Below are 26,126 nucleotides of genomic sequence, written 5' to 3' on the forward strand. Positions count from 1 at the left end.
CCCGTTCTTCGAACGGAAGAAGCCCGCCACCGACGGTGACGGGCTTCTTCGTGAAGCAGATGACGGCAGGCTTATTTGCCGAGTTTCCTGCGCTGCACGCGGGTACGACGAAGCAGCTTGCGGTGCTTCTTCTTCGACATGCGCTTGCGACGCTTCTTGATCACTGAACCCATGCGGGTGTCCTCACGTTCTTCTCTAGCGTTTTCGCGCACGCCGTTTGCGTACGCCTACCTGACAACCAAGCCCTGGGGCTGCGGTCACCGAGCTGGCGCTGGGGCCACGTACTCGCCCACGGCTACACACCGGCTGGCTGGCACGACGAGCGCCAATCCTACCGGTGTGAACCAGGACTTACGAAACCGGCCCCACGTGCACTACTAGCCTGCGTCGAAGTACGAGGTCTCGAGATAGTCGTGGACCGCCTTGGCGTGCACACGAAAAGATCGACCCACTCGTACAGCGGGCAATTCTCCGCCGTGCACCAGCCGGTACACGGTCATTTTCGAAACCCTCATCAGGGTCGCCACTTCGGCGACCGTGAGGAACTGCGTTCCGGCCAGAGCCGGTTGACCGTCCGGGGACGAACCCTTGGACGGCTTGTTTATAGACGCCATCAATCCACATACCTCCGGCACGTCTCATGCGGCAGGCTTCCCCTCCTGCCGAACAGACACGCACGTGCTGCCCCCGAGCCTATAGGGACAGATGGGGTTACTGCGACGGGAGTGGGGAAAAGATTTTTTATTCTGCTGTGATGCCCATCTCAACGGATCGGGCATTCGCGGCACCGAGGGCATCGAAAAACGCTGCTCGGAGGCCGTTTCTTTCCAGTTCGCGCACCGCAGCGGCGGTGGTTCCGCCCGGAGAAGTCACGGCGTATCGGAGCTCGCTCGCGCTCTCGTCGGAGCGATCGAGCATCGCCCCCGACCCCACCATCGTCTGAACCACGAGCGCCGACGCCACGTCGCGGCTCAATCCCAGGCCTACTCCCGCGTCGATCATGGCCTCGGCCACCAGGAAGAAATAGGCCGGGCCGGAGCCGGACACGGCCGTCACGGCGTCGAGCTGATTCTCCTTGACCACGACCACCTTGCCGACGGCCGAGAGGATCGAGCGCACCAGTTCGAGGTGCTCGGCGCGGGCGTACTTGCCCGGTGCCAACACGCTGACGCCCTCCCCCACCAACATAGGGGTGTTGGGCATGACCCGAACGACCGGGAAACCGGCGGGGAGCTTGGGCTCGAACTTGGCGGTGGGGACGCCTGCGGCCAGCGAGACGATGAGTTGTTCGCGATCGCCGTCGAGTTCGATCTTCGTGATCTCGTTCAGTGCCGCTTCGACGTCGGCCGGCTTGACCGCCAGCACGATCACGTCGGCACCCTCGGATGCGTCGCCGACGGTGGTGGTCAGTACTCCGAATTCCTCGGCGATCTCCTTGGCGCGGGCCTCGGACTTCTCGGCGACCACCAGATCGCGCACAGCGTGGCCGGACTCGAGGAGTCCCGCAATCAACGCCTCGCCGATCCGTCCGCCGCCGATCACTGCAATTCTCGTCATGGACGCCAAGCCTGCCATGTCAGTTCGAGCGCGGCACCATCGCCAACTGTCTGCTCTGCACCACGACGGCACCGGTCGAATCCAGCACCACGTGGTCCTCCTCGAACCAGGTGCTGCCGATGACGGTGCTGGTCGCCGCCACGCGCAGCCACCCCGGTGCCGGACGGCGTCGCAGGTAGGTCGTCAGCTGCACGGTCGGAGCCCAACCGAACATTCCGCGGTTCATGGTCACCGGAGCCGAGATGTCTCCGGTCATCAGCGCGAACAGCACGGCGGTGTCGACGTCGGCCTCGTCGCCCGCGAAGGGGCGCACCCACAATCGAATCTCCGCCTCGCCCTGCTGACCGGTCAGGAACGACGCCGACGATGCGTCGATACGCATCTCGCAGCCCTTGGCGACGTGCACGATGGACGCCATCGGATGATCGCCTGCCACCGCGAGTGTCTCGGCGGGAGGTTCGACGGCCATCGACGACAACGACGTCGGTGTCTCGTGGTGGGGTTCGTCGGAGTCCGGACGACCGAGGGTCACCACCGCCCGCACGGCAACGCGTCCGGCCTGGGTGAGCTCGACGTCGACGTGGGAGACCTGGCGACCGCGCTTGCGCACGATGGTCGTCAGCGCTACCTCACCGGGATCGGGTGCGGCCAGGTAGCTGACGCTCACTGCGAGCGGCTGGATCTCGGCCTGCTCGGGGTCGGTCCTCACGATCTGCTGACGCGCTGCTGCGGCGCAGACCGCGAGCATCGCGCCGCCGTGCACCTTGGGACCGATGGTCCAGGTGGAGTCGATCGCGCCCGCGAACGATGCGGTGTCGGCGTCGACCTCGAGCGCGGTCAGGGTTGTGGCGGCCTTGAAGGGGCTGGCGGAACTCATTGACGACAACTTACCGGCGGCCTCAGGACAGATGTGCGCGGGAGAACTGCAGTGCTTGTCCGAGCATCGACGATCGTTCGGGGACCGTGCGCGCGTTCTGCGTGTTGATCTCGATCACTGCCTGACCCTCGAAGCCGCGGCGCACCAGTTCGGTGCACACCTCGACACATGGCTGGCTGCCGTGACCGGGGATCAGATGCTCGTCGACCGATGCGCCCCGGCCGTCGGCCAGATGCAGGTGCGCGATGCCCTCGCCCATCCGGTCGAGCATCTCGAGCGCGTCCGAGCCTGCGGTGGCGGTGTGCGAGAGGTCGAGCGTGTAGTGATCGTGGCCGACGTCGGTCGGGTCGTACGACGGCGAGAACGCCGACAGGGCTGCGCCCGGACCACCGCGTCGTTCGAGTCGCTGTGCGGATTTCTCCTTGCGCCCGAAGAAGCGGTCGGCCCGCATCGGGAACATGTTCTCTACGGCGACCACCACGTGGGAGTTCGCTTCGAGTTCGGCGACCTGATCGGCGAAGCCGTCGCTGTACTTGCGCTGCCACCGGAACGGTGGGTGCACCACGACCGTCGCCGAGTCCAGCTTCTCGGCCGCCTCGACCGAACGGGCGAGTTTGGCGACCGGATCCGATCCCCACACTCGCTGCGAGATCAGCAGGCACGGCGCGTGGATGGCCTGCACCGGCACCGAGTACTCCCGCGAGAGCGCGGCCACCGCGTCGACGTCCTGGCTGACCGACTCGGCCCACACCATCAGCTCGATGCCGTCGTACCCGAGCTCCGCCGCGTACCGGAACGCCGCCTCGGTGTTCTGCGGGTAGACCGAGGCCGTGGACAGTCCCACCCGAATTCGCTGCGCACCCATCGGCGTGCCGGCTCAGCCGGTACTGAGCTGGAAGGCGAGCGGACCGAGCGTGACGAAGACACCGACGGCGATCGCGATGACGATCGACATCAGATCGTCGGTGCGCCGCAGAATTCTCACCACTGCGACGAGCCCGACGATGACCAGCACCGACAGCACCAGCGCGACCCACGGCAGCACGTCCCACAGTTGCTCGAAGCCCTTGAACAGCAGCGCGCCGACGGCGATCGACACCACGGCCTGACCGATCAGCACCAGCCATTGCCGGACGGCACCGCCCTTGCCCTTGACGGCCGCTGCCCGTCGATCGGTGCGCGAGGCCGCAGTCGCGCTGTCGGCCTCCGCGTCCGGTGCGTCGTCGGTTGCCGTGTCGGTCTCGACGTCGGTCGCGGTCTTCGGCTCGTCGTCGATCCCCGGCTTCACGAGATCGACGACCTCGGTGGCGGCGGACGTCTCGACCCCCGCCGACTCAGCTGTCGTGTCCTCGACGCGCGCGAGGCGCGGCGACACCACGGTCTTGGTCAGGTCGTCGACGTCGACGACCGCTGCTCGCGGAGCGACATCGGTGTTCGGCTCGGCCACCTCGACCTGCCGCGGTGCGCGGAAGCCAACCGGCTTGCGGGTCCGACCCTGCTCGGCCGGGGTGGATCCGTACGGAAGCCGATCCGACGTCGGCGTCGCAGCCGACGTCGGTGCCACCGGGTGCCTGGCGCGTTCGGTGTCGTCGTGCGAGCGGTTCAGCAGGTCACCGGCAACCGTGGTGGAACCGGACAACAGTTCCGGCTCCGGCTGCTGCTTCTCGCGCTTGCCTGCCGGTTGGAACGGGGTGGGGCGAGTGCTCTGCGGCCGAGCCGGCTGTGGCCGCGAGGAGACGGCGGCGGGTGCAGAGTCCTCGGCCGCATCGTTGCTCTGCGGCGCTGCCGGAGCGACGTCGGACGTCTCCGGCTCGGGCTCGTCGGGGGCCGGGGTCTCGACAACCGGGGCGCTGCGGTTGCCGGGCTCGTCACGAACGACGGGGATCTCACCGGTCAGCTCGGCGACGGAGATGCCGCCCTTGACGCCACGGCGACGGCGACCGCCCGCGCTCAGGTTCGTCTTCTGACCGTTTCGGGCCAAGAGTTCGGCAACCGAGATCTGTCCGGTGTCCTCCGGGTTGGTGTCGCTCATCTCGAACTCCCCACCAGATCGCCGTCGGTTTCGGGGTCCAGCTTCCTCAACATCAAACCTTCCTTCAGCGCCCACGGGCATATCTCGAGTGACTCCGTTGTCGATGCCCGCATGCTCGCCTCCGCGACCAGAGCCCCGGCCGCCAGTTGTGGCGACCCGTCGGCGCTGACACCTACCGATTCTGCACGGTCGGCCGCCATGATCCGCGATACGAACGCTACGAGTTGCCTCGAGGAGTTGACTCGAGCCGCGTCTGCACCGACGTCGAGCACCCCTATTCGCACATGCCCACGGTACTGGGTCTACCGTCGTCGTTTGTGACAGCAGGTCGTGAGCAGCAGCCGTTCGCTGCAGAGGTCGAGATGGATTTCCCTCGAGAATGGGTCGAGTTCCCCGACCCCGACAATTCGGAACACCTCATCGTCGCGGATCTGACGTGGTTGTTGTCCAACTGGACCTGCGTGTTCGGGACTCCGGCATGTCAGGGAACCGTCGAGGGCAGGCCCGACGACGGGTGCTGCTCCCACGGCGCGTTCCTGTCCGACGACGACGACAAGCGCAAGCTCGACGAGTCGGTGAAGTTGCTCACCCCCCAGGACTGGCAGCTCATGGACAAGGGTCTCGGCAAGAAGGGGTACGTCGAATACGACGATCTCGACGACGAGCAGTCACTGCGTACGCGGCGCTACAAGGGTGCCTGCATCTTCCAGAATCGACCCGGGTTCGAGGGCGGAATCGGGTGCGCGCTGCACTCGATGGCACTGCGCAAGGGCATCGAACCGCTCGAGGTCAAACCCGACGTGTGCTGGCAGCTGCCGATCCGGCGTACTCAGGACTGGGTGACGCGGCCGGACGGCTCCGAGATTCTCAAGACCACGATCGGTGAGTACGACCGACGCGGCTGGGGCGAGGGTGGTCTCGATCTGCACTGGTACTGCTCGGGCTCGCCCGACGCGCACGTCGGATCGAAGCAGGTGTTCGAGTCCTACAAGCCGGAGTTGACCGAGCTGCTCGGCAATGCTGCGTACGACGAACTGGCATCGCTGTGCAAGCGTCGCCGGGGTCTCGGTCTGATCGCGGTGCATCCGGCCACTCGTGAGGCGGAGCGGCTGCGCCGCACGTGAGCGAAACTTCGTAGCCCACTACGAATTTCCGCTCACCTGCCGCAGGCTCTACCCCTCGAGCTTGTAGCCCAGTCCGCGCACGGTCACCAGGTGTTCCGGCTTGGCCGGATCGGATTCGATCTTCGAGCGCAGTCGCTTGACGTGCACGTCGAGTGTCTTGGTGTCGCCCACGTAGTCGGCTCCCCACACGCGGTCGATCAACTGCCCGCGGGTCAGCACTCGACCGGAGTTGCGCAGCAGATACTCGAGTAGGTCGAATTCCTTGAGCGGCAACGTGATCTGCTCGGATCCGACCATCACCACGTGGCGTTCGACGTCCATGCGCACCGGTCCGGCTTCGAGCACGCCGGTGTCGACTCCACCGTCGACCTCGGCGTCGGAGCCGCGCCGAAGAACTGCGCGGATGCGGGCGATGAGTTCGCGTGCCGAGTACGGCTTGGTGACATAGTCGTCGGCACCGAGTTCGAGCCCCACGACCTTGTCGATCTCACTGTCGCGTGCGGTCACCATGATGACGGGAACCCCTGAGCGCGAACGCAATTGCTTGCACACGTCGGTTCCGCTCATGCCGGGGAGCATGAGGTCGAGCAACACGATGTCGGCTCCTGCGCGATCGAATTCCGCCAGTGCCGACGGTCCGTCTCCGACGACGGTGGCCTCGAAGCCTTCCTTGCGGAGCAGGAAGGCCAGTGGATCGGCCAACGACTCTTCGTCTTCCACGATCAGAACGTTGGTCACTGATTCTCTCTTTCTGTAACCGAAGCGTCGTCTTCTTCTTCGAAGTACGCAGGGATCTGGAGGGTGAAGGTGGATCCGGTGCCCAGCTTGCTCCACAGCGAGATGCTGCCGTTGTGGTTGGCTGCGACGTGTTTGGCGATGGCCAGGCCGAGGCCCGTGCCACCGGTGGCCCGCGACCGAGCTTTGTCGACGCGGAAGAATCTCTCGAAGACGCGTTCCTGGTCTGCCTTGGCGATGCCGATGCCGCGGTCGGTGACGGCGAACGCCACGTTGTCGCCGCGCAGAGCTCGGCTCACCGAGACGGGCGAGCCGTCCGAGGAGTAGGCGATGGCGTTCTGGATGAGGTTGGCCAGGGCCGTCACCAACAGAGCTTGGTCTCCGAGGACCTCGAGGCCGCTCGGGTGGTCGGTGGTGACGGAGATTCCGGCGTTCTCGGCGGCGAGCTTGGATCGATCCATCGCCTCGTTGACGACAGTGTCGACGTCGACCACCTCGAGGTCGGGTAGCTTCTCGGCTCCCTGGAGTCGCGAGAGCGCGATCAGTTCGGTCACCATGTTGCCGAGCCGTTTGGATTCGGCGACGACCTTGCCGCCGAAGTGCCGGACGGAGTCCGGATCGTCGGCCGATTCGAGCAGCGCCTCGGCCAGCAGGCTCATCGCGCCGACGGGGGTCTTCAGTTCGTGGCTGACGTTGGCGACGAAGTCCCGACGCGTCGCCTCCATCCGGACCTGCTCCGAGTCGTCGTCGGCGAACAGCACCACGAAGCGCTTGTCTTCCTTGCTCAGCAGGCGCGCGACGCAGCGGACGGCGATCTTGTCGCGGCCGGTTCTCGGGTTCTTCGAGCTGAGGTCGACCTCGACGGGGTTTCCGTCGGCCAGGACCTTGAGAACGGTCTCCCAGGCACGATCGTCGATCAGACGGTTACGCACCAATCCCAGCTCCTCGGCGCGCGGGTTGAACAGCACCACGTCGTGAAACTGGTCGACGACGGCGATGCCGCTCTCCGATGCGAGGACGATCAGGTCCAGTACCTGCGACATCGTCAGGCCGGAGCTGGCTCGGCGACGCTCCGAGTGTCGAGTGTTGAGGTACGGGATCAGAACACCGCCGACGAGGTATCCCACGAAGGCCGCGGCGATAGCCAGTAGTACGGCCGATGCGACACTCACACCGGAATCGTACGTTCGATGGACAGCTCACATACGCAGGGTGCAGGCATTTCCCTGGTCGTCATAGTCCCCGTCGGCAGTGTTCTTCGATCGTTCACCTGCAGTTACGACAAAACGTCGGTTTGCGGGAGGTGGCGCTACTTGCCGCCCTGGTTTGCCACGGCAGCTGCGCCTGCGGCCGCTGCTTCCGGATCGAGGTAGGTGCCGCCCGGGTTGGTGGGCTTGAGCTTTCCGTCGACCTCCTCGAGGTCGTACTGCAGCGGAATGCCGGTGGGGATGTTCAGTTCGGCGATGTCCGCGTCGGAGATCTCGTCGAGGTACTTCACGAGAGCGCGCAGCGAGTTGCCGTGCGCGGCGACGAGGACGTTCTTGCCTGCCTTCAGGTCGGCGACGATCGTCTCCTCGAAGTACGGGATCAGGCGCTCGACGACGTCGGCGAGGCACTCGGTCAGCGGAACGCTGTCCAGATCGGCGTAACGCGGATCGGCGTCCTGGCTGTGCTCGCTGCCGATCTCGATGGGCGGCGGCGGGGTGTCGTAGCTACGACGCCACAGCATGAACTGCTCGTTGCCGTACTTGTCCTTGGTCTCGGCCTTGTTCAGTCCCTGCAGTGCGCCGTAGTGCCGTTCGTTCAGACGCCAGTCGCGAACGACGGGTATCCAGTGCCGGTCGGCAGCGTCGAGTGCGAGGTTGGCGGTGCTGATCGCGCGACGCAGCAGCGAGGTGTACAGCAGGTCGGGCAGGATGCCCGCCTCGGCGAGGAGCTGGCCTGCGCGCTTGCCCTCGGCCTCACCCTTCTCGGTCAGTCGCACGTCCACCCAACCGGTGAACTGGTTGGACGCGTTCCATTCGCTCTCGCCGTGACGAAGCAGAATCAAGGTTCCGATACTCATGTGGTCAGTTTCTCATGCTCCGGCTGCGCCGGCCCGCGTACGACGAGCACGCCGACGACGACGATCATCACGACGGCGGTGAGGGTGATCGGGATGGGAATGACGGGGTCGAACAGCACGAGCACGGCACCGGTGGGGACGACGACGTTGACCACTCGATCGGCGTGGGCACGGATAGCGATGAGCCAGACCCCGAACACGAACACCGCGATCGGGATCGTGACCGTGAACGACGCGGCGGTGTCGCCGAGCTTGCTGTGCTCGGTCAGTACGTCGATCTCGACCTCGATGCCGGCCGAGAACGCGCCTGCTGCCGCGAAGATGAAGTAGTGGGCGTAGCCGTAGATCACCGAGTTGCCGAATTTTCCGATCGCTCGGTGATGCGGGGGCCAGAAGTAGATCCACCACAGGCTCGCGGTGACGACGAGAGTGAGGACGGAGATCGAGATCAATGGTGCGAGGGCGGTCTCGTCGTGAATTGCCTCGATGATGGCGTTGGCCGACGCGAGTAGGGATTCGCCGAGCAGAATCAGTGTGAACAGTCCGTAGCGTTCGGTGATGTGGTGCGGATGCCACGGTGTCGTGCCCTGCCGCTCGGCGATCAGCGGTACCGACATCTCGACGCCCGCGAGTACGACGAACACGACGATCGCGGCGGTGCCGTCGAGCAGCAGTACCCAGAGAATCCACAGAACCTGCACTCCCGCAATGCCTATCGCATAGGTCAGCGCGGTCTGTCGGTGGTCGGGGCTTCGCGATGCCCGCAGCCACTGAGTCACCATCGCCACGCGCATCACCACGTACCCGATCACCACGATGGTGAAATCCTGGTCCACGAACGCCGATTCGATTCCTGCGGAGAGCACCAACACCCCGGCCATCTGTACGACGGTCAGCGTCCGATACAGCCAGTCGTCGGTGTCGAAGGACGTCGCGAACCACGTGAAGTTCATCCACGCCCACCAGATCGCGAAGAACACGAGCGCATAGCCGAGCAAACCGTCGGCGATGTGGTTCTCGGTGAGGTCGTGATGGAGTTGAACCGACGCAATGCTGACGGCCACCACGAACACCAGGTCGAAGAACAATTCGAGTGGGCTCGCGGAGCGATGCGGCTCGTTCGGATCACGAGGTCGCATCGGCACCAAACGGGCAGCGGAAGGGTTCACGATCGCAGACTAGGTCATCCCATTCGTGAGCGTTGTCTCGATTGTGTTGCGAGGGTTGATATTGCGGACATTTCGGACATTGTTCGACGCTTCGCCGCCGGGACTGTCGACACCTCACCCCTTTTCCCGACTGCGCGCCGGGGTTCGAGTCCTGGCTGGTGTGTGAGGTCGACAGAAAGGGTGTGAGGTTACCGGCTCACTCCCCCAGGTCCGCCCCGATCGCGCCGATTCGAGCTCTCACACTCTCATCGAGCTCCTCGGTCTCGACGAAATAGCGACGAAACACCGAGCGCATCAATTCGATGACTTCGATATGTTGCCTGATCGCGACAGCCGCCGACCGCTCTTCCCCATCGGCAAGTCGCTTGAACTTTCGACCCAGCTGCTGAGCCGAAGGAAGCGTGCCGAATGCGTCGAAGTCGACGAGAAACTCCGTCCTCTGCAACATGGTATTCAGGTGTCTGAGGTACTCGACGCACGCCCGGTCGCACTGGAACGCCACGTCCTCCGGGATCTCGAGCGCCCCAGTGGCCGCCTGCTCGGACAGGATTCTCCACTGCTGCATCGACGCAGCGAGGCTATCGCTGTTGGTCCCCACGAAATCCCCCTTCAGTCAACTTGCTGCCGGAGGCAGCGACGAGTGGAGTTCGCCCGCGATCCGCATGATTTCCATGCATGGATCACCCTGCGGCTCTTCGGAACCCATTGTGTCGAGGACGAAGTACACCAACCCCTTCTCGACTTCGAAGGCCACGCCACAACTTCTTCCAGCGGGACGATCGGCGCGCAGGAACTCATAGCCGCCTAGTCCGTCGACCCTTGAGAACTGGTTGAAGCGCTCGTTGTTTCGCAGATCGTCCAATGAGTGGAAGCCCGAGAACGCTCCCAGGAAATACCACGACCCCGGATCGGGGTCTGTCCAGATACACGTCTTCCAGTCGGTGGACAACGGCGCGTCTCCGAACAGGTTCGTGCTCTTGCTGTCCACATCCAATCCTGCTGCCTCGATGGCGTCGTTCGGGATGGTGCAGGGATCCCATGGCTCGTCTTCCACCGGTGTCGCGACCGCCGAGCTCGTCGGCTCTGCAACCGGCGCGCTCTCCGTCGCCCCGCCACATCCGCAGACCGACACCATCACGCCGACCAGACCCGCCACCCACCACCGCGTTGCCCTCACCTCTGGTTGGACGCGGCGAATGTCGGTTCGGTTCCGCGACGACCTCACACACCTACTGACGAGTGCGCGCCCCCGCTCACTTCAGAGCAAGGGCGCGCAGTCGTCAGAAAAGGTGTGAGGTCACCATCGAGCAGAGGTCAGCCGCAATTCGACGGAGCCGGCTCCCCTCGGAATCGCGCGTCCACGTAGGCGTAGGCCTCGGGCAGTCCGACGAGCGATCCGCTGAAGTGCTCGGCGAGTGGGTAGGCCCGGAACTGCACCGTTGCGCCCGCTGCGCAGTAGCGGTCGACCGTCTCTTTCACCGGTGCGAAGGGAGTGATGAAGTCGTTGATCCCATGCCAGATGTACACCGGGGCGGTGGGAACGCCCTCGTAGTCCACGAGGCTGTTCTTCTTCAGAACCGCCTGCGCAGAAGGCAGCGAGGCAATGTCGACGTTCGACAGGTCCCGGGCGCTCTTGAACGCTCCGCCGATGATGATGGGACGCCTGCATTCGTTGCTCACGCGATCTCGCAGGGCCAGGCCCGCCGCATTGAGGTTCTCCGAGACGGGGAACTCGGTGGGGTATTCACGTTCGAGTCCGAGGGATGCCGCCAGCGCCATTCCGAAGGCCGGATGCGGAATCGCGCTGTAGCCCAGGTTCTTTGCGATCAAGCCCAGGTCGGCGGGAGTTCCGCCGTGCACACTGGCCACGATGTTCAGCTCCGGCGCGTAGGTGGGTGCCATGGCACCGGCCCACGACGTCGCCAGGGCACCTCCCGAGTAACCCAGCAATGCAACAGGACTGTCCTTCAGCGGCAACTGCTCGAAGTTCTGCACGGCTCGAACCCCGTCGAGCGTCAACCGACCTTCGTATTCGGCAGCGCCGTAGGCACCGGTCGGTCCGAGGTAGTCCGGCACCGCAACCGCCCAACCGCGGGCGACCATACCGAGGTACAGGCTCGGCGCTTCACCGATCTCGTAGGTGAAAAGTCCGTGCGACGGGGCACATTTGACGCCCAGAGCATTGATGACGGCCTGGTAGGACACCAGTGGGGTTCCCGCGCCTCTACCTCGGGGCATCAGCACCGTGGTCACTGCGGCAACCGGTGCACCTGCGGAGTTGGTGGACCGGTACTTCAGTTGCCAGATGTCGGTGTTGGGGTACATCCAGGCGTCCGCACGACGGCTGGCCAGGATGTCACCCGGCGCGTGATCGGCGATGTCGGCCGGTGCCGCATAGAAGACGTCCGGATCGGGGGCCGTCGGCGCGGGAGCCGCCGACGCTGTTGTGCCCGTTGCGAACAGGTACACGCAGAGTGCCACCAGGATGGACCCCAGGGTCGAGAGCTTTCGGATCACGGTGCGCCTTTCGGAGTGAGCAAGATCGAAGATCACGGAACTACGGGAAGAGAGAACTGGTTGATCGGATCCGTCGAGGACACGACGACGTCCGCTGGGCCCGGCCCACCCGCGAAGGACGGATCCGACGCGGTGATCTCGACGGCGATGCGGTGTCCGAGGTCGAATCGATGGACGATGCTCGGTAGCGAGATGGTCACCGGCTCGCCGGATCCGGTGAGTACGGCAGGTGCAACAGTCCGTGGATCGGACTGCGCGCACCGTCGGGTGCTACGTCGAGCACGGTGACGAAGACGGTCGCGGGACCGGACACCGTGGGACTGATGGACAACGTCGGTGCGCCGACGACATCGATGGGTTCGGTCAGTGGCGGGGTCGTCCAATTCGCGGCAGAACCGGGTAACGAGACCCGCGGCACGGGCAACTCGCCCGGGAGATTCGGCAGTCCGAACGTGGTGGGCATCGACGCACCTGCGCCCCGAATCGTCTGTTTCCAAACACCATTCGTCGAATCACCCTCGGACAGCGATCCATTCGACAACTGAAACGTGCGCCGGGCACCTACCGGAAATGTCTCGGATTCGACGTACGCGGGCGACGCGACGCCGCTGTAGGGCACCCAATCTCGGAAATAGGTGAATGCCGGCCCCGGGTCGACGTCACGATCTTTGAGGTGTCGGTCGAGCCAGTTGCCCACCAGTGCCGCTTCGTGCTGAGTGAACGGGTCGGGTGCCTTGATGTCGAACTCTCCCGGATAACCCTTCCGATCGTTGTGTCCCCACGAGTGCCAGATCATGGACGTCTCGACGCCACGCGAACGCAAGGTCTCGTAGGTGGCGGCCGCCTCGTCGAGGCTGAACAGTGAATCCTTCTGGCCCTGCGTGAGCAACACCGGGACATCGACGCGATCGAGGTAGTCCACCGGCGATACGTGACGCATCGCCGCCAGAGTTTCCGGGCCGGGTTCGCGATTGGCAGCGAAGGCGGACGCGGCGTCGCACACCCACTGGGCGTAGTTCGGGCACCCCTGCGCCCGTGCCGGATCGACTGCGTATCCGCCCGGGCCGGTCAGAATTGCGCCCGCCGCCAGAAACGCCGACCCGAACACGCTCTTGACCGGTCCGACGGATCTGCGGCCCGCCCCGTCCGGTGCCATCGACCGCGCCAGATCGTTCCAGGTGATCATCGACGCCACGGTGTCCAATCGTGGATCGACCGATGCCGTGGCCAATCCTGTTGCGCCGGCGTAGGAACCGCCGAGGTAGCCGACGCGCGGGTCACCGGGTCCGTCGAGTCGAACCACGTCGAGTGCCGGAGCGGCCACCGTCCGTGCGGGGTCGGTGAACACTCCGCCGCTCTCGCCTGCGAGGTAGCCGACGAGAGCCGACGCGGCCATTCCGTCGTAATCAGGATCGGCGAAGTAGATCTTGCACGTCGAGCCGCCGAAACCCAGGGCCGAGTAGGACAGCACCACGTAGCCGTGGGTGGCGAATCTGGCAGCGGCACCTGCCTGGTCGTCCTTGGACCCGCCGAAACCGTTGCTGGTCAGAATGGCCGGGGCTCGGTGGTCCGGTCCGAGCCCGGCAGGAACATAGATATCTCCGACGACGGTGCAGTGCTGATCGCGTTCGGGTCCCACTGCGATGTCGAAGTACCGAGTCTGCACCGAGAAGCCGCCGAGCGTCTGCGGTGCCAGGACCGGAAGATCCGCTGCGTATCCGGGCACCGACGCCGCAACCAGAGCTGTCGTCACAGCAGCGACGACAGTTGCCCACCGTCTCATCGGAGGCAGTTGGTCGGCGGCGCGACGCCCCGAAACCTGGTGTCCAGGAATGTCAGTGCGGCGGGAAGCCCCTCGAATGCCGCCTGGATGTGCTGCGGTGCATGGACGACGTCGAACTGCAACGTGGCCCCACTCGCGCAGTACCGCGCAGCAGTGTCACGCAGCGCACCGATCGGAATGAGCGGATCGTTGTCGCTTCCCCACAGAAGTGTGGGTGCCGTCGGCACACCTGCGTACTTGACCAGACTGTTCTCGTCGATGATCTGCTGTGCCTCGGGGCTGTCCACCAAAGAGGTGGTGGTCGAGACGGCCAGCGCACTCTTGAACGCTCCGGTCGCCAGGATCACCGGCGTGCACGCATTCGACACCTGATCCTTCAACGCCAGACCGGTGGAATTGAGTTGTGCGGTGATCGGCAAGCGATCCGGGTACTCGCGTTCGAGTCCGAGGGCGGCGGCGAACGCGAGACCGAATGCCTGGTGGGGCTGAAAACCCAATGCGCGGGCGATGTTGTCCAGATCTGCGGGCACACCTCCGGCTGCGGCACCGACGATGTTCAGCTCGGGTGCGTAGCTGGGAGCGAGCGCCGCGGCCCACGCCGTCGCCATTCCGCCACCGGAGTAGCCGGCCATACCTACCGGGCTCGCTGCCAGACCGAGTTCCGGCACGCGCTGTGCGGCGCGGACGCCGTCGAGCGTGATCTGTCCGCCCAACTTGGCTGCGCCGTACGCACTTTTCGGCCCGAGATGGTCCGGTACCGCCACGGTCCATCCACGCATCAGCGCGAGATTGAGAAATTCACGTTCCTGCACGCCGGTCGTCGGGTCGGCACCGAACAGAGACTCCGACGGAGCGCACTGCAACCCGAGCGCGTTGACGAAGGGTTGATAGGACAGCAATGGTCCGCCCGAGGCGCGGTTCATCGGTGCCAGAACGGTTGTCACTGCGGCGATGGCGTCGCCTCGGGAATCGGACGACCGGTACTGGAGCTGCCAGATGTCGGCGCCGGGATACAGGGGGCTCGAAAACCGCCGACTGGCAACGACATCACCGTTGTTCTTTCCGTTCAGGTCTGCAGCCGCCGCGTACAACGTGCCTGGTACCGGGGCCGGATCACCGGGCGCTGCCGACGCGTGGGGAGCCGAAGCGAACAACAGCGACATCAGCCCGACGACGAGTGTGAGGGTCACGAGGGTGCGAAGCATGGCGAAATTCTTCTCGATTTCGATCGGCCCGAACGCAAGGTTCGGGTGAGAGATATTCGGATACCGTTGACGGACAATCGACTTCGAAACAGTCACGGCGCACCCTGGGAGACCATCGGCGAGTTGCGGTCGACCGACTCGCGATCGCCGCGGGGCAGCGCGGCCGCGACTGCGGTGGCCAACCCCATGGTCGCGGCCAGCCCGAACAGCACGGCCCGCTGCGACGTCAGGTAGTCCGCGGCGACCGGCTCCGCGGGAAGCAGGTTGAAGTACACGGCACCGGTGACCGCAGTACCCACAGCAGATCCCACTTGCTGGACGGTCGGCATGATCCCCGACGCCGAGCCGATGGCGTGCGGGGCCACCCCGGCGACGATGGTGCTCTGCAGCGGCGCGATCACCGACCCGAGACCCGCGCCGAGCACACCGAGCGGGACGACCGCCCACCAGGGGAAGCCTGCACTGTCGAGATACTCGGTGGTGACGCCGAGAACGAGCAGAGCCAGTCCCATAGCCCCCGCACCGGCCACAACGACTCGACAATCCCAGTGACGGAACGAGATCGGCGCAGCCGCGGAGGCGAGCACGGCTCCGAGCGCGAAGGGAACGGTGATCGCTGCCACCGTCGACGCGCTCTCACTCAGTCCGGATTGCAGTGTCACCGACATCGTCAGAACGAATCCGGTGAAAGTGCCGTACACGAGGGCCGACACCGCACATCCCACGGAGAATCCGCGTGCACCGAAGACACCGATGTTCACCATGGCGTGCGCTCCCGCTGCACGTCGACGACGCTCCCACACCACGAACCCGGCCAGGGTCGTCAGACCGAGCGCAACCGCGGGCATGGCAGCGAGGGCACTCGAGCTGATCATGACGGGGCAGACGATCAGCAGAGCCCCGATCGACCACAGGGCGGCACCGACCGCGTCGAACCGTCCTCCGTGTCCTGCCGGGACCTGCTCTGAACCCGGTGCGACGAACCTGTGACCGAGAACGACTGCCGCCGCAGAGATCGGGATGTTGATCAGAAACAGTGCACGCCAACCGGTTCCCAGGATGTCGAGGTGCAGCAGCGCTGCGCCGATCGACGGCCCGGCGAGTCCGGTCAGCCCCGCGGTGCCACCGTACAGCGCGAACGCGGTGGTGCGCCGGGTGCCGGAGTAGGCCGCTGTCACGATCGCCACCGTCTGGGCCGACATCGCCGCTCCCGCGAGCCCTTGCAACACGCGAGCGAGGACGAGCAGTTCGACCGTCGGCGCGTACGCACAGAGCACCGATGTCACGGCGAACAGCACAGTGCCGATGACGAATACCGTTCTGCGACCGAAGACCTCACCGGCGCGTGCCATCGTGAGCAGCGCGCAGGCGAACGCGAGCAGGTACGCCGTCGGGATCCAGACCTGCCCGGTGCCCGACGCGTCGAGGTCACGCGCGATCGTCGGCAACGCCACGGTGACGGCGGTGACGTCGATCATCTGCATCGTGACGGCCAGAAGACAGGCACCCAGCGTCAGCCACGAGCCGAGGCGAGGGTGCGTCATACCCGGCTGACGTCCGGAAGCTCGTGAGCGAACACGTGAGCCTCGGGCGGCTGTGGAATGTAGTCACCCTTGTCGACCACGGCGGCGTAGATTTCGGAGATCTTGGAGAAGTACAGGTCGATCGAACGATCGGCCTCGTCCGTGCCCGGGTACAGGAACTCGACACCGGTGTGGTCCTCGAAGCGGTTGATCCACATGAAGACTTCCTCGGAGCTGCCGCGGTTGCCGTAGAGACCGGCTCCCGCCGCGTCCAATTCGGCTTCGCCCGGTAGCTTGCGAACGTCGACGTAGGAGATCATCGGCGCGGTCCATCCCGGCTGCGTCGTGATTCCGTGTTCCGGCAAGGCCAGCTCCAGCACCCGGTGGTACGAGGTGTTCGCCAGCAGCTTTCCGGAGTCGAATGCCGCTTGTGCGAGCACCGCGAGAGTACGGAACGTCGGCTGCTCACCGAGGTCGAATTGCACCGGAATCAGGCTCGAGTACCACCCGATCGACGCGAATTCACCCGGCGTCGACCGAGTGCTCTTGGGTGTCAGCCCGAGGTAGCTGTCCCGGCCGGCGAGCTCGTACTCCGCCAGGGCTGCGGCGGCGAAGATTCCGCCGATGAACTTGACTCCCACGGCTGCACACGCCTCGTCCACTGCCCGCGCCGTGGCACCGTCGAACAACGGGAACGAGCTGTGCGAGGTCCGTGTGTAGTCGACACTGCTGCGTCCCAACGGAAGTGGGAACGTCGGAAGATCACCTCCGTTGTCGGTGACCAGATCGATCCAGGTCCGAACAGCAGGACTGTCCAGGGTTGTGGCGTCGCTCTCGAGACGTTCACGCTGGCAGTATTCGAGGTAGCTGCCCGGGGTGAACAGGCCGTCGGACTCCCCTGTCACCGCATTGCGGTAGAGCTGGCGCAGTTCGTAGTAGGTCAGAGCCTGCGAGATGCCGTCGGTGTCGAGGTGATCGACCGCCGCGTACACCACGAAGTGATCGTCGTGTTCGATCGTTCCGAACGAGAAGCAATCCCAGCTCTCGGGACCGGGCGTGCTGTCCTGCACGTGACGCCGGATGGCCTCGGAGTCCGCCGGCACTCCGAAATCGGTCGGTTCGAGCGCGATGTCGGCGATGTCGACGAGGTGGCGCGTAGAACCTTCTGCTGTGGTGGAGAACCAGCTGCGGAACGAATCGTGCCGGGTGACGAACGTGTTGAATGCGCGCCCCATCGCGGCGCGGTCCAGTGCGCCCTCGATCTCGAACGTCACCAGGCACAGCCGGGAGAATCGGAACGACGATCCCCGGTTGCGGTACGCGGCTTCGAGATACGCCTGCTGGATGTGCGAGGGCGGTGCCGGGTGAACGGGTGCGGCCGCGGCAGCAGCTCGTGAAGCGACGGTGGGTGACCACGTGGTGAGCGATCCTGGAGCGGGTTTCCACTCGTCGATGAGTCCGAATGCGACCACGACACAACCTTTCGAAGGAGACAGAGCGATTCGACGCGGAGAAGTGCGTCGGAGGAGCCAGTGCATCATCCGGGCCGAGGCCGAGAAACCCGCCGACGAGCATTTTGGAAAATTGACAACGATCCGCGGGATATCTGTGTCAAAACTGAACAATCGTCAGCATTGTTGTCGATGACAGTGTTCCGATCTACCGTCTGAGGTCGTACCGCGTCGGACACAGGCCGCTCGCGCATTGCTCCCACGATGTCAGGAACCATTGATGCCCAGTCGATTTCGCCTCGGTCAGGCGACCTCGTCGGCTCTGAGCGCGCTCGCTACCGCCGTCGTTCTCCTGTCGAGCACGGCGGCACCGGCTACCGCCGAAACCACCTCGTCGGTGGTCGGCGTCGAGGGCATTGCCGACCGACGAGACATCGTGTGGGTGCATTCGGCAGCCATGGACCGCGATATCCAGGTCGATGTATTTCGGTCGGCACAGCCCGGTTCACCGACGCTCTACCTACTCAACGGAGCGGCGGGCGGCGACGGGGGAAGCAGCTGGTTCGATCAGACCGACATCGCCGGCTTCTTCGGAAACAAGAACGTCAACGTGGTGGTCCCGCGCGGCGGCGCAGCGAGCTACTACACCGACTGGCTGCACGACGATCCGGTTCTGGGCCGAAACATGTGGTCCACCTTCCTCGGTCGGGAACTTCCTCCGTTGATGGATGCTCTGCTCGACGGCAACGGGGCAAATTCGGTCGCCGGTATCTCGATGGCAGGCACGTCCGTCCTGCAGTTGGCGATCGCCCACCCGTCGGTGTATCGATCCGTCGCGGCGTTCAGCGGATGCGCGCGTACCAGCGACCCGGTAGGTGCCATGTACGTCAGGTCGGTGGTAGAAGCCCGCGGCGGTGGGTCGACCGCCAACATGTGGGGACCCCAGGGAAGCGCCGACTGGATTGCCAACGACCCCTACGTCAATGCCGAGGGGTTGCGCGGCATCGACGTGTACATCTCGTCCGGAACGGGAGCGCCCGGGGCATTCGACGTACCGGGTGGTCCCGGTATCGGCAGCGATTACGGCAAGCTCGCCCAGCAACTCGCCGTCGGTGCCGTGATCGAGGCGACGACCGATGTGTGCTCGCAACAGATGCAGAAACGCTTGCAGGAGCTCGACATCGAGGCCACCTACAACTTCCGACCCAACGGGACCCACTCCTGGGCCTATTGGCAACAGGATCTGCACGACTCGTGGTCGGTGATCGCACCGTCGTTGGGGCTGCCGACCGGCACGTCCTGACCCGTGACTCCTCGAGCGATGACGAAGGAAAAGCGATGAACCGAACCGACGCTGCGGGCACTCCGGCTCTGGCTGCCACCTGGGCCCGCTCAACGTGGCCACTCGCCGACATCATTCGGGCCAAACGTGGCCGGACCGTCTCGGTCGTGCTACCCGCTCTCGACGAGGAGGAGACCGTTGCCGGCGTCATCGCCTCGATGACTCCTCATATGGGCAGCCTGATCGACGAACTGGTGGTGCTGGATTCGGGATCGACCGACGCCACCGCCGCTCGGGCCCGCTGCGCCGGTGCCACCGTCGTCTCCAGGGAGGACGCACTACCCGGCACACCCGTGGTCCGCGGCAAGGGTGAAGCGCTGTGGCGCGGCGTGGCTGCGACCTCGGGGGACATCGTGGTGTTCGTCGACTCCGATCTGGTCGATCCCGGTTCGCACTTCGTTCCCTCCCTCGTCGGACCCCTGGTCATGGACGACGACGTCGAGTTGGTCAAAGGCTTCTTTCGTCGACCCCTGACGATCGGTGACACCACCGACGAGGACGGCGGCGGCCGCGTCACGCAGCTGACGGTACGGCCGCTGCTGACGGCACTTCGGCCCGAGCTCGCCGGTGTCTTCCAACCCTTGGGCGGAGAATACGCCGCGACTCGTCGCCTCTTGGAGGCACTTCCGTTCGCGCCCGGCTACGGCGTCGAGATCGGTGTCCTGCTCGATACGTGCGACCGGTTGGGTATCGGCGCGATCGGTCAGGTCGGTCTGGGAACCCGACGGCATCGAAATCGACCGACCTCGGAGCTGGCGGTCATGAGTCGGCAGATCATCGCCACGATGTTCTCGCGCCTCGGCCTGAACGATTCCGGAGCCGAGTTCACCACATTCTCGACCACCGGCTCTCAGGTCTCGATGAGCGTGGCACCCTTGTCTCTCGTCGACCGTCCCCCGCTGATCACCGTCGACCACTACCTCCGTGCCACTCGCCGGAACTCGGTGAGCGCCCCGGTGTGAGACGAAGCCAGCCGCGCCCTCCACCGTCGAGCACGGTGGAGGGCGCGGCTGGGGCTTTCGAGAAACGAGCTACTTGCCTGTCTCCGCGGCACGGAGGTCCTTGCGCAGAATCTTGCCCGCCGCAGACTTGGGGACGATGTCGATGAACTCGACGCGTCGCACCTTCTTGTGCGGCGACACGCGCTCGGCGACGAAGGCGATGACGCCCTCTTCGTCGATCGTGGCACCCTGCTGGCGGACGACGAACGCCTTGGGAATTTCCTCGCCCTCGTCGTCGAGCACTCCGATGACGGCGGCGTCGGCGATCTCCTCGTGCGTGAGCAGCAATGCCTCGAGCTCGGCCGGGGGCACCTGGTAGCCCTTGTACTTGATCAGTTCCTTGAGGCGGTCGACGATGTAGACGACACCCTCGGGATCGACGACGGCGATGTCGCCGGTGTGCAGGTAACCGTCGGAATCGAGGGTTTCTGCGGTGGCGGTGGGGTTGTTGAGGTATCCGACCATCACGTTCGGTCCCTTGACCCACAGCTCACCGGGCTTGCTCAATCCCTCAGTGGGCAGCTCGATCTCCTCGAGGGTGCCCGGGTCGACGAGCTTGTTCTCGGTGTTCGCCAGCGGCTGGCCCACCGAGCTGAGCGGCATGTCGTCGCGATCGAACGGAATGGCGTGGCTGACGGGGCTGAGTTCGCTCATGCCGTAGCCCTGACGCACCCGCGTGTTCAGACGCTTCGCGACGGCCTTGCCGAGTTCCTCGTCCAGCGGTGCCGCGCCCGAGAAGATGGTGTGCACGCTGGAGAGGTCGTACTGATCGATCATCGGGTGCTTGGCGAGCGCGACGGCCACCGGCGGTGCGATGAACAGATACGTGAGCTTCTGATCCTGGATGATCCGCAGAAATTCGACGAGGTCGAACTTCGGCATCGTCACCAGGTGCGCGCGCAGCTTGAGGGCGATGTTGAGCAGCACCGTCAGGCCGTAGATGTGGAAGAACGGCAGCAGCGCCAGGATCGCGTCGTCGCTGTCGATCCCGACGCGCGGTTCCATCTGTGCCACGTTCGCGACGAGGTTGCGGTGGGTGAGGATGACGCCCTTCGGCACACCCGTCGTGCCGGAGGAGTACGGCAGCACTGCAACGTGGGTGGCCGGATCGAACGAGACCTCGGGGGCGGGTGCACCCTGGGTGAGCAGGTCGCGCAGGTTCGGGTGGCCCTCTGCGCCGTCGAGCACGATGACGTGATCTGCGTCGAGGCCGACCTTCTCCGCGGCGGCCTTGGCCTGCGGGTACAGCGGGGAGACGGTGAACAGGAACTTCGCGCCCGAGCCGGTGAGTTGCTTGGCTATGTCCTCGGCCGTGTACAGCGCGTTGATCGTCGTCGCAGTTCCACCCGCGCGCAGGATGCCGTGCAGCACCGACGCGAACGCGGGCACGTTCGGCGAGTGGAGTCCGACGACGTCGCCGACCTCGAGTCCGCGTGCGGCCAGAGCGCCTGCGATGGCGTCGATCTGGCCGATCAGCGTCTTGTAGGTGGTGACCGCACCCGACGTTCCGTCGATCAGTGCAGGCTTGTCGAGGTCGGACTCGGCGATCGATCCGAACAGGAAGTCGTAGACGCTGAGTTCGGGAATCTCGACATCGGGAAAGGGACTGCGGAAGCTCATGGCTCTCCTTCGAAAAACTGCGGCAACAATGATCGAACCCTACAGTGAAAGCGGTCACAACGGACGTACGACCCTACCGCCGAGTCAGGTAGTGGAGGGCTAACTTCGCGACGCGTACGGTTTGCCCGCTGCGGCCGGTCCCCGGACGTGGCCCACCAGGCCCGCGACGGCGAAAATGGTCACCACGTAGGGCAGCATCAGCATGAACTCACTGGGTACCGGCGAGCCGATGATGCCCAGTACGTTCTGCAGGTTCGACGCGAATCCGAACAACAGTGCAGCCAGCGTCGCGCGTACCGGATCCCAGCGCCCGAAGATCACGGCGGCGAGAGCGATGTAGCCGGCACCGGCCGTCATCTCCTTGCCGAACGCTCCGACCGAACCCAGGGTGAAGTACGCACCACCGAGGCCGGCGATGGCACCGGCGAGGCAGACGTTCCAGAATCGGGTGCGGGCGACATTGATTCCGACGGTGTCGGCAGCTTGCGGGTGTTCACCCACGGCGCGCAGTCGCAGGCCCCACTTGGTGTGGAACAACCCGAGGAAAACCAGAGCTACCGCGACGTACATCAGGTACACGATGAGCGTCTGCCGGAACAGCACCGGGCCGAGGATCGGAATCTGCGAGAGCACCGGAATGTCGATGCGCGCGAAGCGCGGTGGTGAGTTGAGTGTCTCGGCGTTCTTGGTGAGCACCACCGAGTACAGGAAGCTGGTCAGTCCGACCACCAGCACGTTGAGCACCACACCCACGATGACCTGGTTCACGAAGTAGCGAATGGAGAACACGGCCAACAGGGACGCGGTCAACGCTCCGGCGATCAGTGCCGCGAGTAGCGCGACGTACGTGGAGCCGGTGATCGACGCGACGACGGCGCTGACGAACGCACCTGCCAGCAACTGTCCTTCGATGGCGATGTTGATGACGCCGACGCGTTCGGAGATCACGCCGCCCATGGCACCGAAGATCAGCGGGGTACTCAGAGCGACCGCGCCGATGAGCAATCCGGGAACGGGAATGGTCTCACCGTCCGCGGCCCAGGCCAGGAACCCGAAGACGAACAGCACGGCGAACACTGCGAGCAGCCACAGCGGTGCCGAGCGGTACTGCGAGGCCAGGAACGCCGCGTATGCGGTGATGACGGCCAGCGCGACGACCACCGCGAGACCGGTGCCGAACGACGGCACGCCCACGGCGGGCAACGCGAAGAAGTCACCCTCCGAGGCCAACGCGAATGTGCTTGTGCCCGAACCCTTCTTGACGACGAACAGCACCAGAGCGAGCAGGGTCACCACCCCGAGGATCGTGGGCACCTTCCAGCTGCGACCCAGCACCGCCTCGGCGGGGGCACCGACGGCGTCGGTAGAGGTGGTCACAGTGCACTCACCTTCGCGGTCTCGGCTTTCGCGAGTTTCTCTTCACCTGGTTTGGGCAATCGGAACACCGCTCGCACCAGTGGCGGCGCGGCGATGAACAACACGATCACCGACTGCACGACCAGCACGATGTCGATCGGTACGCCCTCGGCTGCCTGCATGGCGAACCCGCCGGCCTTGAACGCGCCGAACAGGATTCCCGCGAAGAACACGCCCCAAGGTTTCGATCGGCCGAGCAGTGCGACGGTGATGGCGTCGAACCCGATTCCGGCGTCGATGTCGGCGCTGAAGCCGGTGGTGACGGTGCCGAGCACCTGCGCCACTCCGGCCAAGCCGACCAGGGCGCCCGACAGGATCATCGCGTACAGGTAGATCCGATTGACGTTCATGCCTGCCACGCGCGACGCGTGCGGATTCTCGCCGACGGCGCGGAAGCGGAATCCGAGACTGGACCGTTCGAGCAGCCACCACACCGCGACGGTCACGACGATCACCAGCACGAATCCGAGGTGCAGACTGTAGCGGTCGCCGAAGAGCTTGGGGAACACCGCAGTCGACGCGATGGGCGGGGTCTTGGGGTTGTTCGATCCCGGTGCCTGCAGAGCACCGGGGGTACGCAGCAGATACGCGACGAGGTAGAACGCGATGTAGTTGAGCATGATGGTGACGATCACTTCGTGAGCGCCGGTGCGTGCCTTGAGGAATCCGGCGATACCGCCCCACACTGCGCCGCCCAGGACTCCGGCGACGACGGCCACGAGGAGGTGGATCCCGGCCGGCAGGTTCACTCCGAAGCCGACCCAGCCAGCGCACGCCGATGCGATGAGCATCTGGCCGCGGCCACCGATGTTGAACATTCCGACGCGGAAGGCCAGTGCCACACCGAGTCCCGCGACGATCAGCGGAGTGGCGAAGGTCAGCGTCTCGGTCAGCGGACGGATGCCGTTCTCGAATCCTGGACGCCGGAAGTTGTACACCGAGCCCTGGAACAACGACGAGTAGGCTCCGGCGACGGAATCCCAGACCGCCTCGAGCATGTCCGAGGGACGGGAGAAGAAGTACCCGGCCGATTCCTGCACGGCCGAGTTGGTGGCGGCGATGAGCACGGCCCCGACGATCAACGCGAGCAACACCGCGAGAACCGAGATGATCGCGCTGCCGGTGAAGATCTGCCGCAACACGACATGCGACTTCGACGGCTCCTGAGATACCGACGGCCGCTCGGCCTCACTCACCGCGTTCACCGCCCATCATCAATCCGAGTGTTTCGCGGGACGTATCCCCGGGGACGATTCCCACGATTGCTCCTCGATACATGACGGCGATGCGGTCGGCCAGTGCGGCAACCTCGTCCAGTTCGCTCGACACCACGATGACCGGGATCCCCGAATCCCGGGTGGCGACGATGCGTTTGTGCACGAATTCGATGGATCCGACGTCGATTCCGCGAGTCGGCTGCGCAGCGACGAACAGTCGCAGATCGCGGCTCAGTTCTCGCGCGAGCACCACCTTCTGCTGATTGCCACCGGAGAGGCGTCCGACGGCGGTGCCGATTCCCGGTGCGCGAACGTCGAATTCGCTGAGCTTGTCCGATGCGAACTTCTCCAGATACTCGCGTTGCACCGCGCCGCGTCGCACGAACGGCATGCTGTTGGAGCGATCGAGCATCAGGTTCTCGGCGATGGAGAATTCGCCCACCAGTCCGTCGACGGTGCGGTCCTCGGGGACGAAGCCGACGCCTGCGTCGAGCACGTCCTGCACCGTCGACCCGACGAGCGAGTTGCCGTCGAGGCTGATCTTGCCGGATACGTTGTCCTGCAACCCGAGTAGGGCTTCGACGAATTCGGTCTGACCGTTGCCCTGCACGCCGGCGATCGCGAGGATCTCTCCCGCCGCGACTTCGAGGCTGACGTCGTCGACGGTCTTGTTGCCCTGGGCGTCGAACACGGACAGGTTCTCGATCACCAGTGCCGCGTCCCCGGGCGTGGCCGGGTCCTTCGAGACGGTCAGCTGCACATCGCGTCCCACCATCAGTGCCGCGAGCTCGGTGTTGCTGGCGGTCGGCTTCGCTTCGCCGACGACCTTGCCGAGCCGGATGACGGTGATCTTGTCCGCCACTTCGCGTACTTCGCGCAGCTTGTGGGTGATGAAGACGATCGTGGTGCCCGACGCCGCGAGTTCGCGCATGATCCGCATCAGATCGTCGGTCTCCTGCGGCGTCAGGACGGCCGTCGGCTCGTCGAACACGAGTACCTTCGCCTCACGAGAGAGTGCTTTGACGATCTCGACCCGCTGCTGCACACCGACGGGAAGGTCGTCGACGAGAGCATCGGGATCGAGATCGAAGCCGAACCTCGCGGATATCTCCCGCACCAGCTTCCGAGCTGCCACGAGGTCGAGTCGTCCACCGAGCGAGGTGGTTTCGTTACCGAGCACGATGTTCTCGGCAACGGTGAACACCGGAATCAACATGAAGTGCTGATGCACCATGCCGATTCCGGCGGTCATCGCCTCGCCCGGTCCGGCGAAGTTCTGCTCGACGTCGTCGAGCAGAATCTGGCCCTCCTCGGCGCGATACAGGCCACTGAGCACGTTCATCAACGTGGACTTGCCTGCACCGTTCTCGCCGAGGAGACAGTGGATCTCGCCGGATTCGACGCTCAGATCGATGTGGTCGTTGGCGATCAACGAGCCGAATCGTTTGGTGATACCGCGAAGTTCGAGCTTCATATCCCTTTACGACCGCTT

Annotated in this window: 25 protein-coding genes and 1 pseudogene; 3 read left to right on the top strand and 23 right to left on the bottom strand. The window is 65.0% G+C overall.

Translation table 11 applies throughout. From position 1 onward, the window contains the following. Window positions 1-71: 71 nt before the first annotated feature. The 7 genes and pseudogenes from CH276_RS26030 to CH276_RS26060 form a co-directional block, all read right to left on the bottom strand. A complete protein-coding gene (locus CH276_RS26030; protein ID WP_003402602.1) occupies window positions 72-173 on the bottom strand; it encodes a 30S ribosomal protein bS22 in 102 nt (33 codons plus the stop codon). Between the two features lie 204 nt (window positions 174-377). Further along, complete coding sequence (locus tag CH276_RS26035; protein WP_008713658.1) at window positions 378-614, bottom strand: helix-turn-helix domain-containing protein; 237 nt, start codon at window positions 612-614, stop codon at window positions 378-380. 127 nt (window positions 615-741) lie between these two features. After that, complete coding sequence (gene proC, locus CH276_RS26040; protein ID WP_032394165.1) at window positions 742-1,557, bottom strand: pyrroline-5-carboxylate reductase; 816 nt, start codon at window positions 1,555-1,557, stop codon at window positions 742-744. Window positions 1,558-1,576: 19 nt separating this feature from the next. Continuing rightward, complete coding sequence (locus tag CH276_RS26045) at window positions 1,577-2,434, bottom strand: thioesterase family protein (protein WP_094629732.1); 858 nt, start codon at window positions 2,432-2,434, stop codon at window positions 1,577-1,579. A gap of 22 nt (window positions 2,435-2,456) precedes the next feature. After that, window positions 2,457-3,299, bottom strand: coding sequence for a sugar phosphate isomerase/epimerase family protein (locus tag CH276_RS26050; RefSeq protein WP_094629733.1), 843 nt, complete (start codon window positions 3,297-3,299; stop codon window positions 2,457-2,459). Window positions 3,300-3,311: 12 nt separating this feature from the next. After that, on the bottom strand, window positions 3,312-4,466 hold the full coding sequence (locus CH276_RS26055) for a hypothetical protein (RefSeq protein WP_045198900.1): 1,155 nt from the start codon (window positions 4,464-4,466) through the stop codon (window positions 3,312-3,314). Continuing rightward, window positions 4,463-4,717 (bottom strand): annotated as a pseudogene (locus CH276_RS26060) (Ppx/GppA phosphatase family protein); the annotation flags it as partial. The pseudogene CH276_RS26060 and the gene CH276_RS26055, both read right to left, overlap by 4 nt. A 111-nt stretch (window positions 4,718-4,828) precedes the next feature. Here CH276_RS26060 and CH276_RS26065 point away from each other — a divergent pair. Further along, window positions 4,829-5,590, top strand: coding sequence for a hypothetical protein (locus CH276_RS26065; protein WP_176459459.1), 762 nt, complete (start codon window positions 4,829-4,831; stop codon window positions 5,588-5,590). 48 nt (window positions 5,591-5,638) lie between these two features. Here CH276_RS26065 and CH276_RS26070 read toward each other — a convergent pair whose 3' ends face one another. From CH276_RS26070 to CH276_RS26120, 12 genes are all read right to left on the bottom strand, one after another. Beyond that, a complete protein-coding gene (locus tag CH276_RS26070; RefSeq protein ID WP_032393874.1) occupies window positions 5,639-6,328 on the bottom strand; it encodes a response regulator transcription factor in 690 nt (229 codons plus the stop codon). Then, complete coding sequence (locus CH276_RS26075; RefSeq protein ID WP_032393873.1) at window positions 6,325-7,497, bottom strand: sensor histidine kinase; 1,173 nt, start codon at window positions 7,495-7,497, stop codon at window positions 6,325-6,327. Before CH276_RS26075 ends, CH276_RS26070 begins: the two co-directional genes overlap by 4 nt. Window positions 7,498-7,634: 137 nt before the next feature. Further along, complete coding sequence (locus CH276_RS26080; RefSeq protein ID WP_094629734.1) at window positions 7,635-8,390, bottom strand: phosphoglyceromutase; 756 nt, start codon at window positions 8,388-8,390, stop codon at window positions 7,635-7,637. After that, window positions 8,387-9,529 carry a low temperature requirement protein A gene (locus tag CH276_RS26085; RefSeq protein ID WP_094629735.1) on the bottom strand — a complete coding sequence of 381 codons (1,143 nt, stop codon included), beginning with the start codon at window positions 9,527-9,529 and terminating at the stop codon, window positions 8,387-8,389. Before CH276_RS26085 ends, CH276_RS26080 begins: the two co-directional genes overlap by 4 nt. Window positions 9,530-9,755: 226 nt before the next feature. Further along, window positions 9,756-10,157, bottom strand: a complete 402-nt coding sequence (locus CH276_RS26090) for a hypothetical protein (protein WP_094629736.1) — start codon at window positions 10,155-10,157, stop codon at window positions 9,756-9,758. 15 nt (window positions 10,158-10,172) lie between these two features. Then, entirely contained in the window at window positions 10,173-10,715 is a 543-nt protein-coding gene (locus CH276_RS26095) for a DUF3558 domain-containing protein (protein WP_141214786.1), read from the bottom strand. Window positions 10,716-10,873: 158 nt separating this feature from the next. Further along, entirely contained in the window at window positions 10,874-12,076 is a 1,203-nt protein-coding gene (locus CH276_RS26100; protein WP_254924034.1) for a lipase family protein, read from the bottom strand. Window positions 12,077-12,108: 32 nt separating this feature from the next. Next, window positions 12,109-12,276 carry a hypothetical protein gene (locus CH276_RS28660; protein WP_176459450.1) on the bottom strand — a complete coding sequence of 56 codons (168 nt, stop codon included), beginning with the start codon at window positions 12,274-12,276 and terminating at the stop codon, window positions 12,109-12,111. Further along, window positions 12,273-13,829 (bottom strand): CocE/NonD family hydrolase, encoded by a 1,557-nt coding sequence (locus tag CH276_RS26105; protein WP_176459451.1) that lies wholly within the window; start codon window positions 13,827-13,829, stop codon window positions 12,273-12,275. Before CH276_RS26105 ends, CH276_RS28660 begins: the two co-directional genes overlap by 4 nt. Before the next feature lie 26 nt (window positions 13,830-13,855). Beyond that, the gene (locus CH276_RS26110) at window positions 13,856-15,064 is read right to left on the bottom strand and encodes a lipase family protein (protein WP_094629796.1); all 1,209 of its coding nucleotides are present in this window, start codon (window positions 15,062-15,064) and stop codon (window positions 13,856-13,858) included. A 92-nt stretch (window positions 15,065-15,156) separates the two neighbouring features. After that, window positions 15,157-16,608 carry an MFS transporter gene (locus tag CH276_RS26115; protein ID WP_094629739.1) on the bottom strand — a complete coding sequence of 484 codons (1,452 nt, stop codon included), beginning with the start codon at window positions 16,606-16,608 and terminating at the stop codon, window positions 15,157-15,159. Next, entirely contained in the window at window positions 16,605-18,059 is a 1,455-nt protein-coding gene (locus CH276_RS26120; protein WP_094629740.1) for a condensation domain-containing protein, read from the bottom strand. The genes CH276_RS26115 and CH276_RS26120 overlap by 4 nt, the downstream gene beginning before the upstream one ends. Before the next feature lie 259 nt (window positions 18,060-18,318). On the opposite strand from CH276_RS26120, the gene CH276_RS26125 reads away from it, so the two are divergent. Then, window positions 18,319-19,341 (top strand): alpha/beta hydrolase, encoded by a 1,023-nt coding sequence (locus CH276_RS26125; RefSeq protein WP_032393866.1) that lies wholly within the window; start codon window positions 18,319-18,321, stop codon window positions 19,339-19,341. A 35-nt stretch (window positions 19,342-19,376) separates the two neighbouring features. Then, complete coding sequence (locus tag CH276_RS26130; RefSeq protein ID WP_094629741.1) at window positions 19,377-20,342, top strand: glucosyl-3-phosphoglycerate synthase; 966 nt, start codon at window positions 19,377-19,379, stop codon at window positions 20,340-20,342. A 69-nt stretch (window positions 20,343-20,411) separates the two neighbouring features. Here CH276_RS26130 and CH276_RS26135 read toward each other — a convergent pair whose 3' ends face one another. The 4 genes from CH276_RS26135 to CH276_RS26150 all read right to left on the bottom strand — a co-directional run bounded on the left by CH276_RS26135 (window position 20,412) and on the right by CH276_RS26150 (window position 26,108). Continuing rightward, window positions 20,412-22,001, bottom strand: a complete 1,590-nt coding sequence (locus CH276_RS26135) for an AMP-binding protein (protein WP_032393865.1) — start codon at window positions 21,999-22,001, stop codon at window positions 20,412-20,414. Window positions 22,002-22,100: 99 nt separating this feature from the next. Then, window positions 22,101-23,378 (bottom strand): ABC transporter permease, encoded by a 1,278-nt coding sequence (locus CH276_RS26140; RefSeq protein WP_045198883.1) that lies wholly within the window; start codon window positions 23,376-23,378, stop codon window positions 22,101-22,103. Continuing rightward, entirely contained in the window at window positions 23,375-24,613 is a 1,239-nt protein-coding gene (locus CH276_RS26145; RefSeq protein ID WP_045200973.1) for an ABC transporter permease, read from the bottom strand. The genes CH276_RS26140 and CH276_RS26145 overlap by 4 nt, the downstream gene beginning before the upstream one ends. Next, a complete protein-coding gene (locus tag CH276_RS26150) occupies window positions 24,606-26,108 on the bottom strand; it encodes an ABC transporter ATP-binding protein (protein WP_094629742.1) in 1,503 nt (500 codons plus the stop codon). Before CH276_RS26150 ends, CH276_RS26145 begins: the two co-directional genes overlap by 8 nt. Window positions 26,109-26,126 lie beyond the last annotated feature (18 nt).

The sequence above is a fragment of the Rhodococcus sp. 06-470-2 genome, from assembly GCF_002258235.1.
Taxonomy (GTDB): Bacteria; Actinomycetota; Actinomycetes; order Mycobacteriales; family Mycobacteriaceae; genus Rhodococcoides.

Coding starts and splice junctions, on each gene's coding strand:
- CH276_RS26150 (WP_094629742.1), bottom strand. CDS start 26,108: ATGAAGCTCGAACTTCGCGGTATCACCAAACGATTCGGCTCGTTGATC.
- CH276_RS26035 (WP_008713658.1), bottom strand. CDS start 614: ATGGCGTCTATAAACAAGCCGTCCAAGGGTTCGTCCCCGGACGGTCAA.
- CH276_RS26050 (WP_094629733.1), bottom strand. CDS start 3,299: ATGGGTGCGCAGCGAATTCGGGTGGGACTGTCCACGGCCTCGGTCTAC.
- CH276_RS26085 (WP_094629735.1), bottom strand. CDS start 9,529: ATGCGACCTCGTGATCCGAACGAGCCGCATCGCTCCGCGAGCCCACTC.
- CH276_RS26065 (WP_176459459.1), top strand. CDS start 4,829: ATGGATTTCCCTCGAGAATGGGTCGAGTTCCCCGACCCCGACAATTCG.
- CH276_RS26045 (WP_094629732.1), bottom strand. CDS start 2,434: ATGAGTTCCGCCAGCCCCTTCAAGGCCGCCACAACCCTGACCGCGCTC.
- proC (WP_032394165.1), bottom strand. CDS start 1,557: ATGACGAGAATTGCAGTGATCGGCGGCGGACGGATCGGCGAGGCGTTG.
- CH276_RS26135 (WP_032393865.1), bottom strand. CDS start 22,001: ATGAGCTTCCGCAGTCCCTTTCCCGATGTCGAGATTCCCGAACTCAGC.
- CH276_RS26055 (WP_045198900.1), bottom strand. CDS start 4,466: ATGAGCGACACCAACCCGGAGGACACCGGACAGATCTCGGTTGCCGAA.
- CH276_RS26130 (WP_094629741.1), top strand. CDS start 19,377: ATGAACCGAACCGACGCTGCGGGCACTCCGGCTCTGGCTGCCACCTGG.
- CH276_RS26125 (WP_032393866.1), top strand. CDS start 18,319: ATGCCCAGTCGATTTCGCCTCGGTCAGGCGACCTCGTCGGCTCTGAGC.
- CH276_RS26115 (WP_094629739.1), bottom strand. CDS start 16,608: ATGACGCACCCTCGCCTCGGCTCGTGGCTGACGCTGGGTGCCTGTCTT.
- CH276_RS26080 (WP_094629734.1), bottom strand. CDS start 8,390: ATGAGTATCGGAACCTTGATTCTGCTTCGTCACGGCGAGAGCGAATGG.
- CH276_RS26110 (WP_094629796.1), bottom strand. CDS start 15,064: ATGCTTCGCACCCTCGTGACCCTCACACTCGTCGTCGGGCTGATGTCG.
- CH276_RS26030 (WP_003402602.1), bottom strand. CDS start 173: ATGGGTTCAGTGATCAAGAAGCGTCGCAAGCGCATGTCGAAGAAGAAG.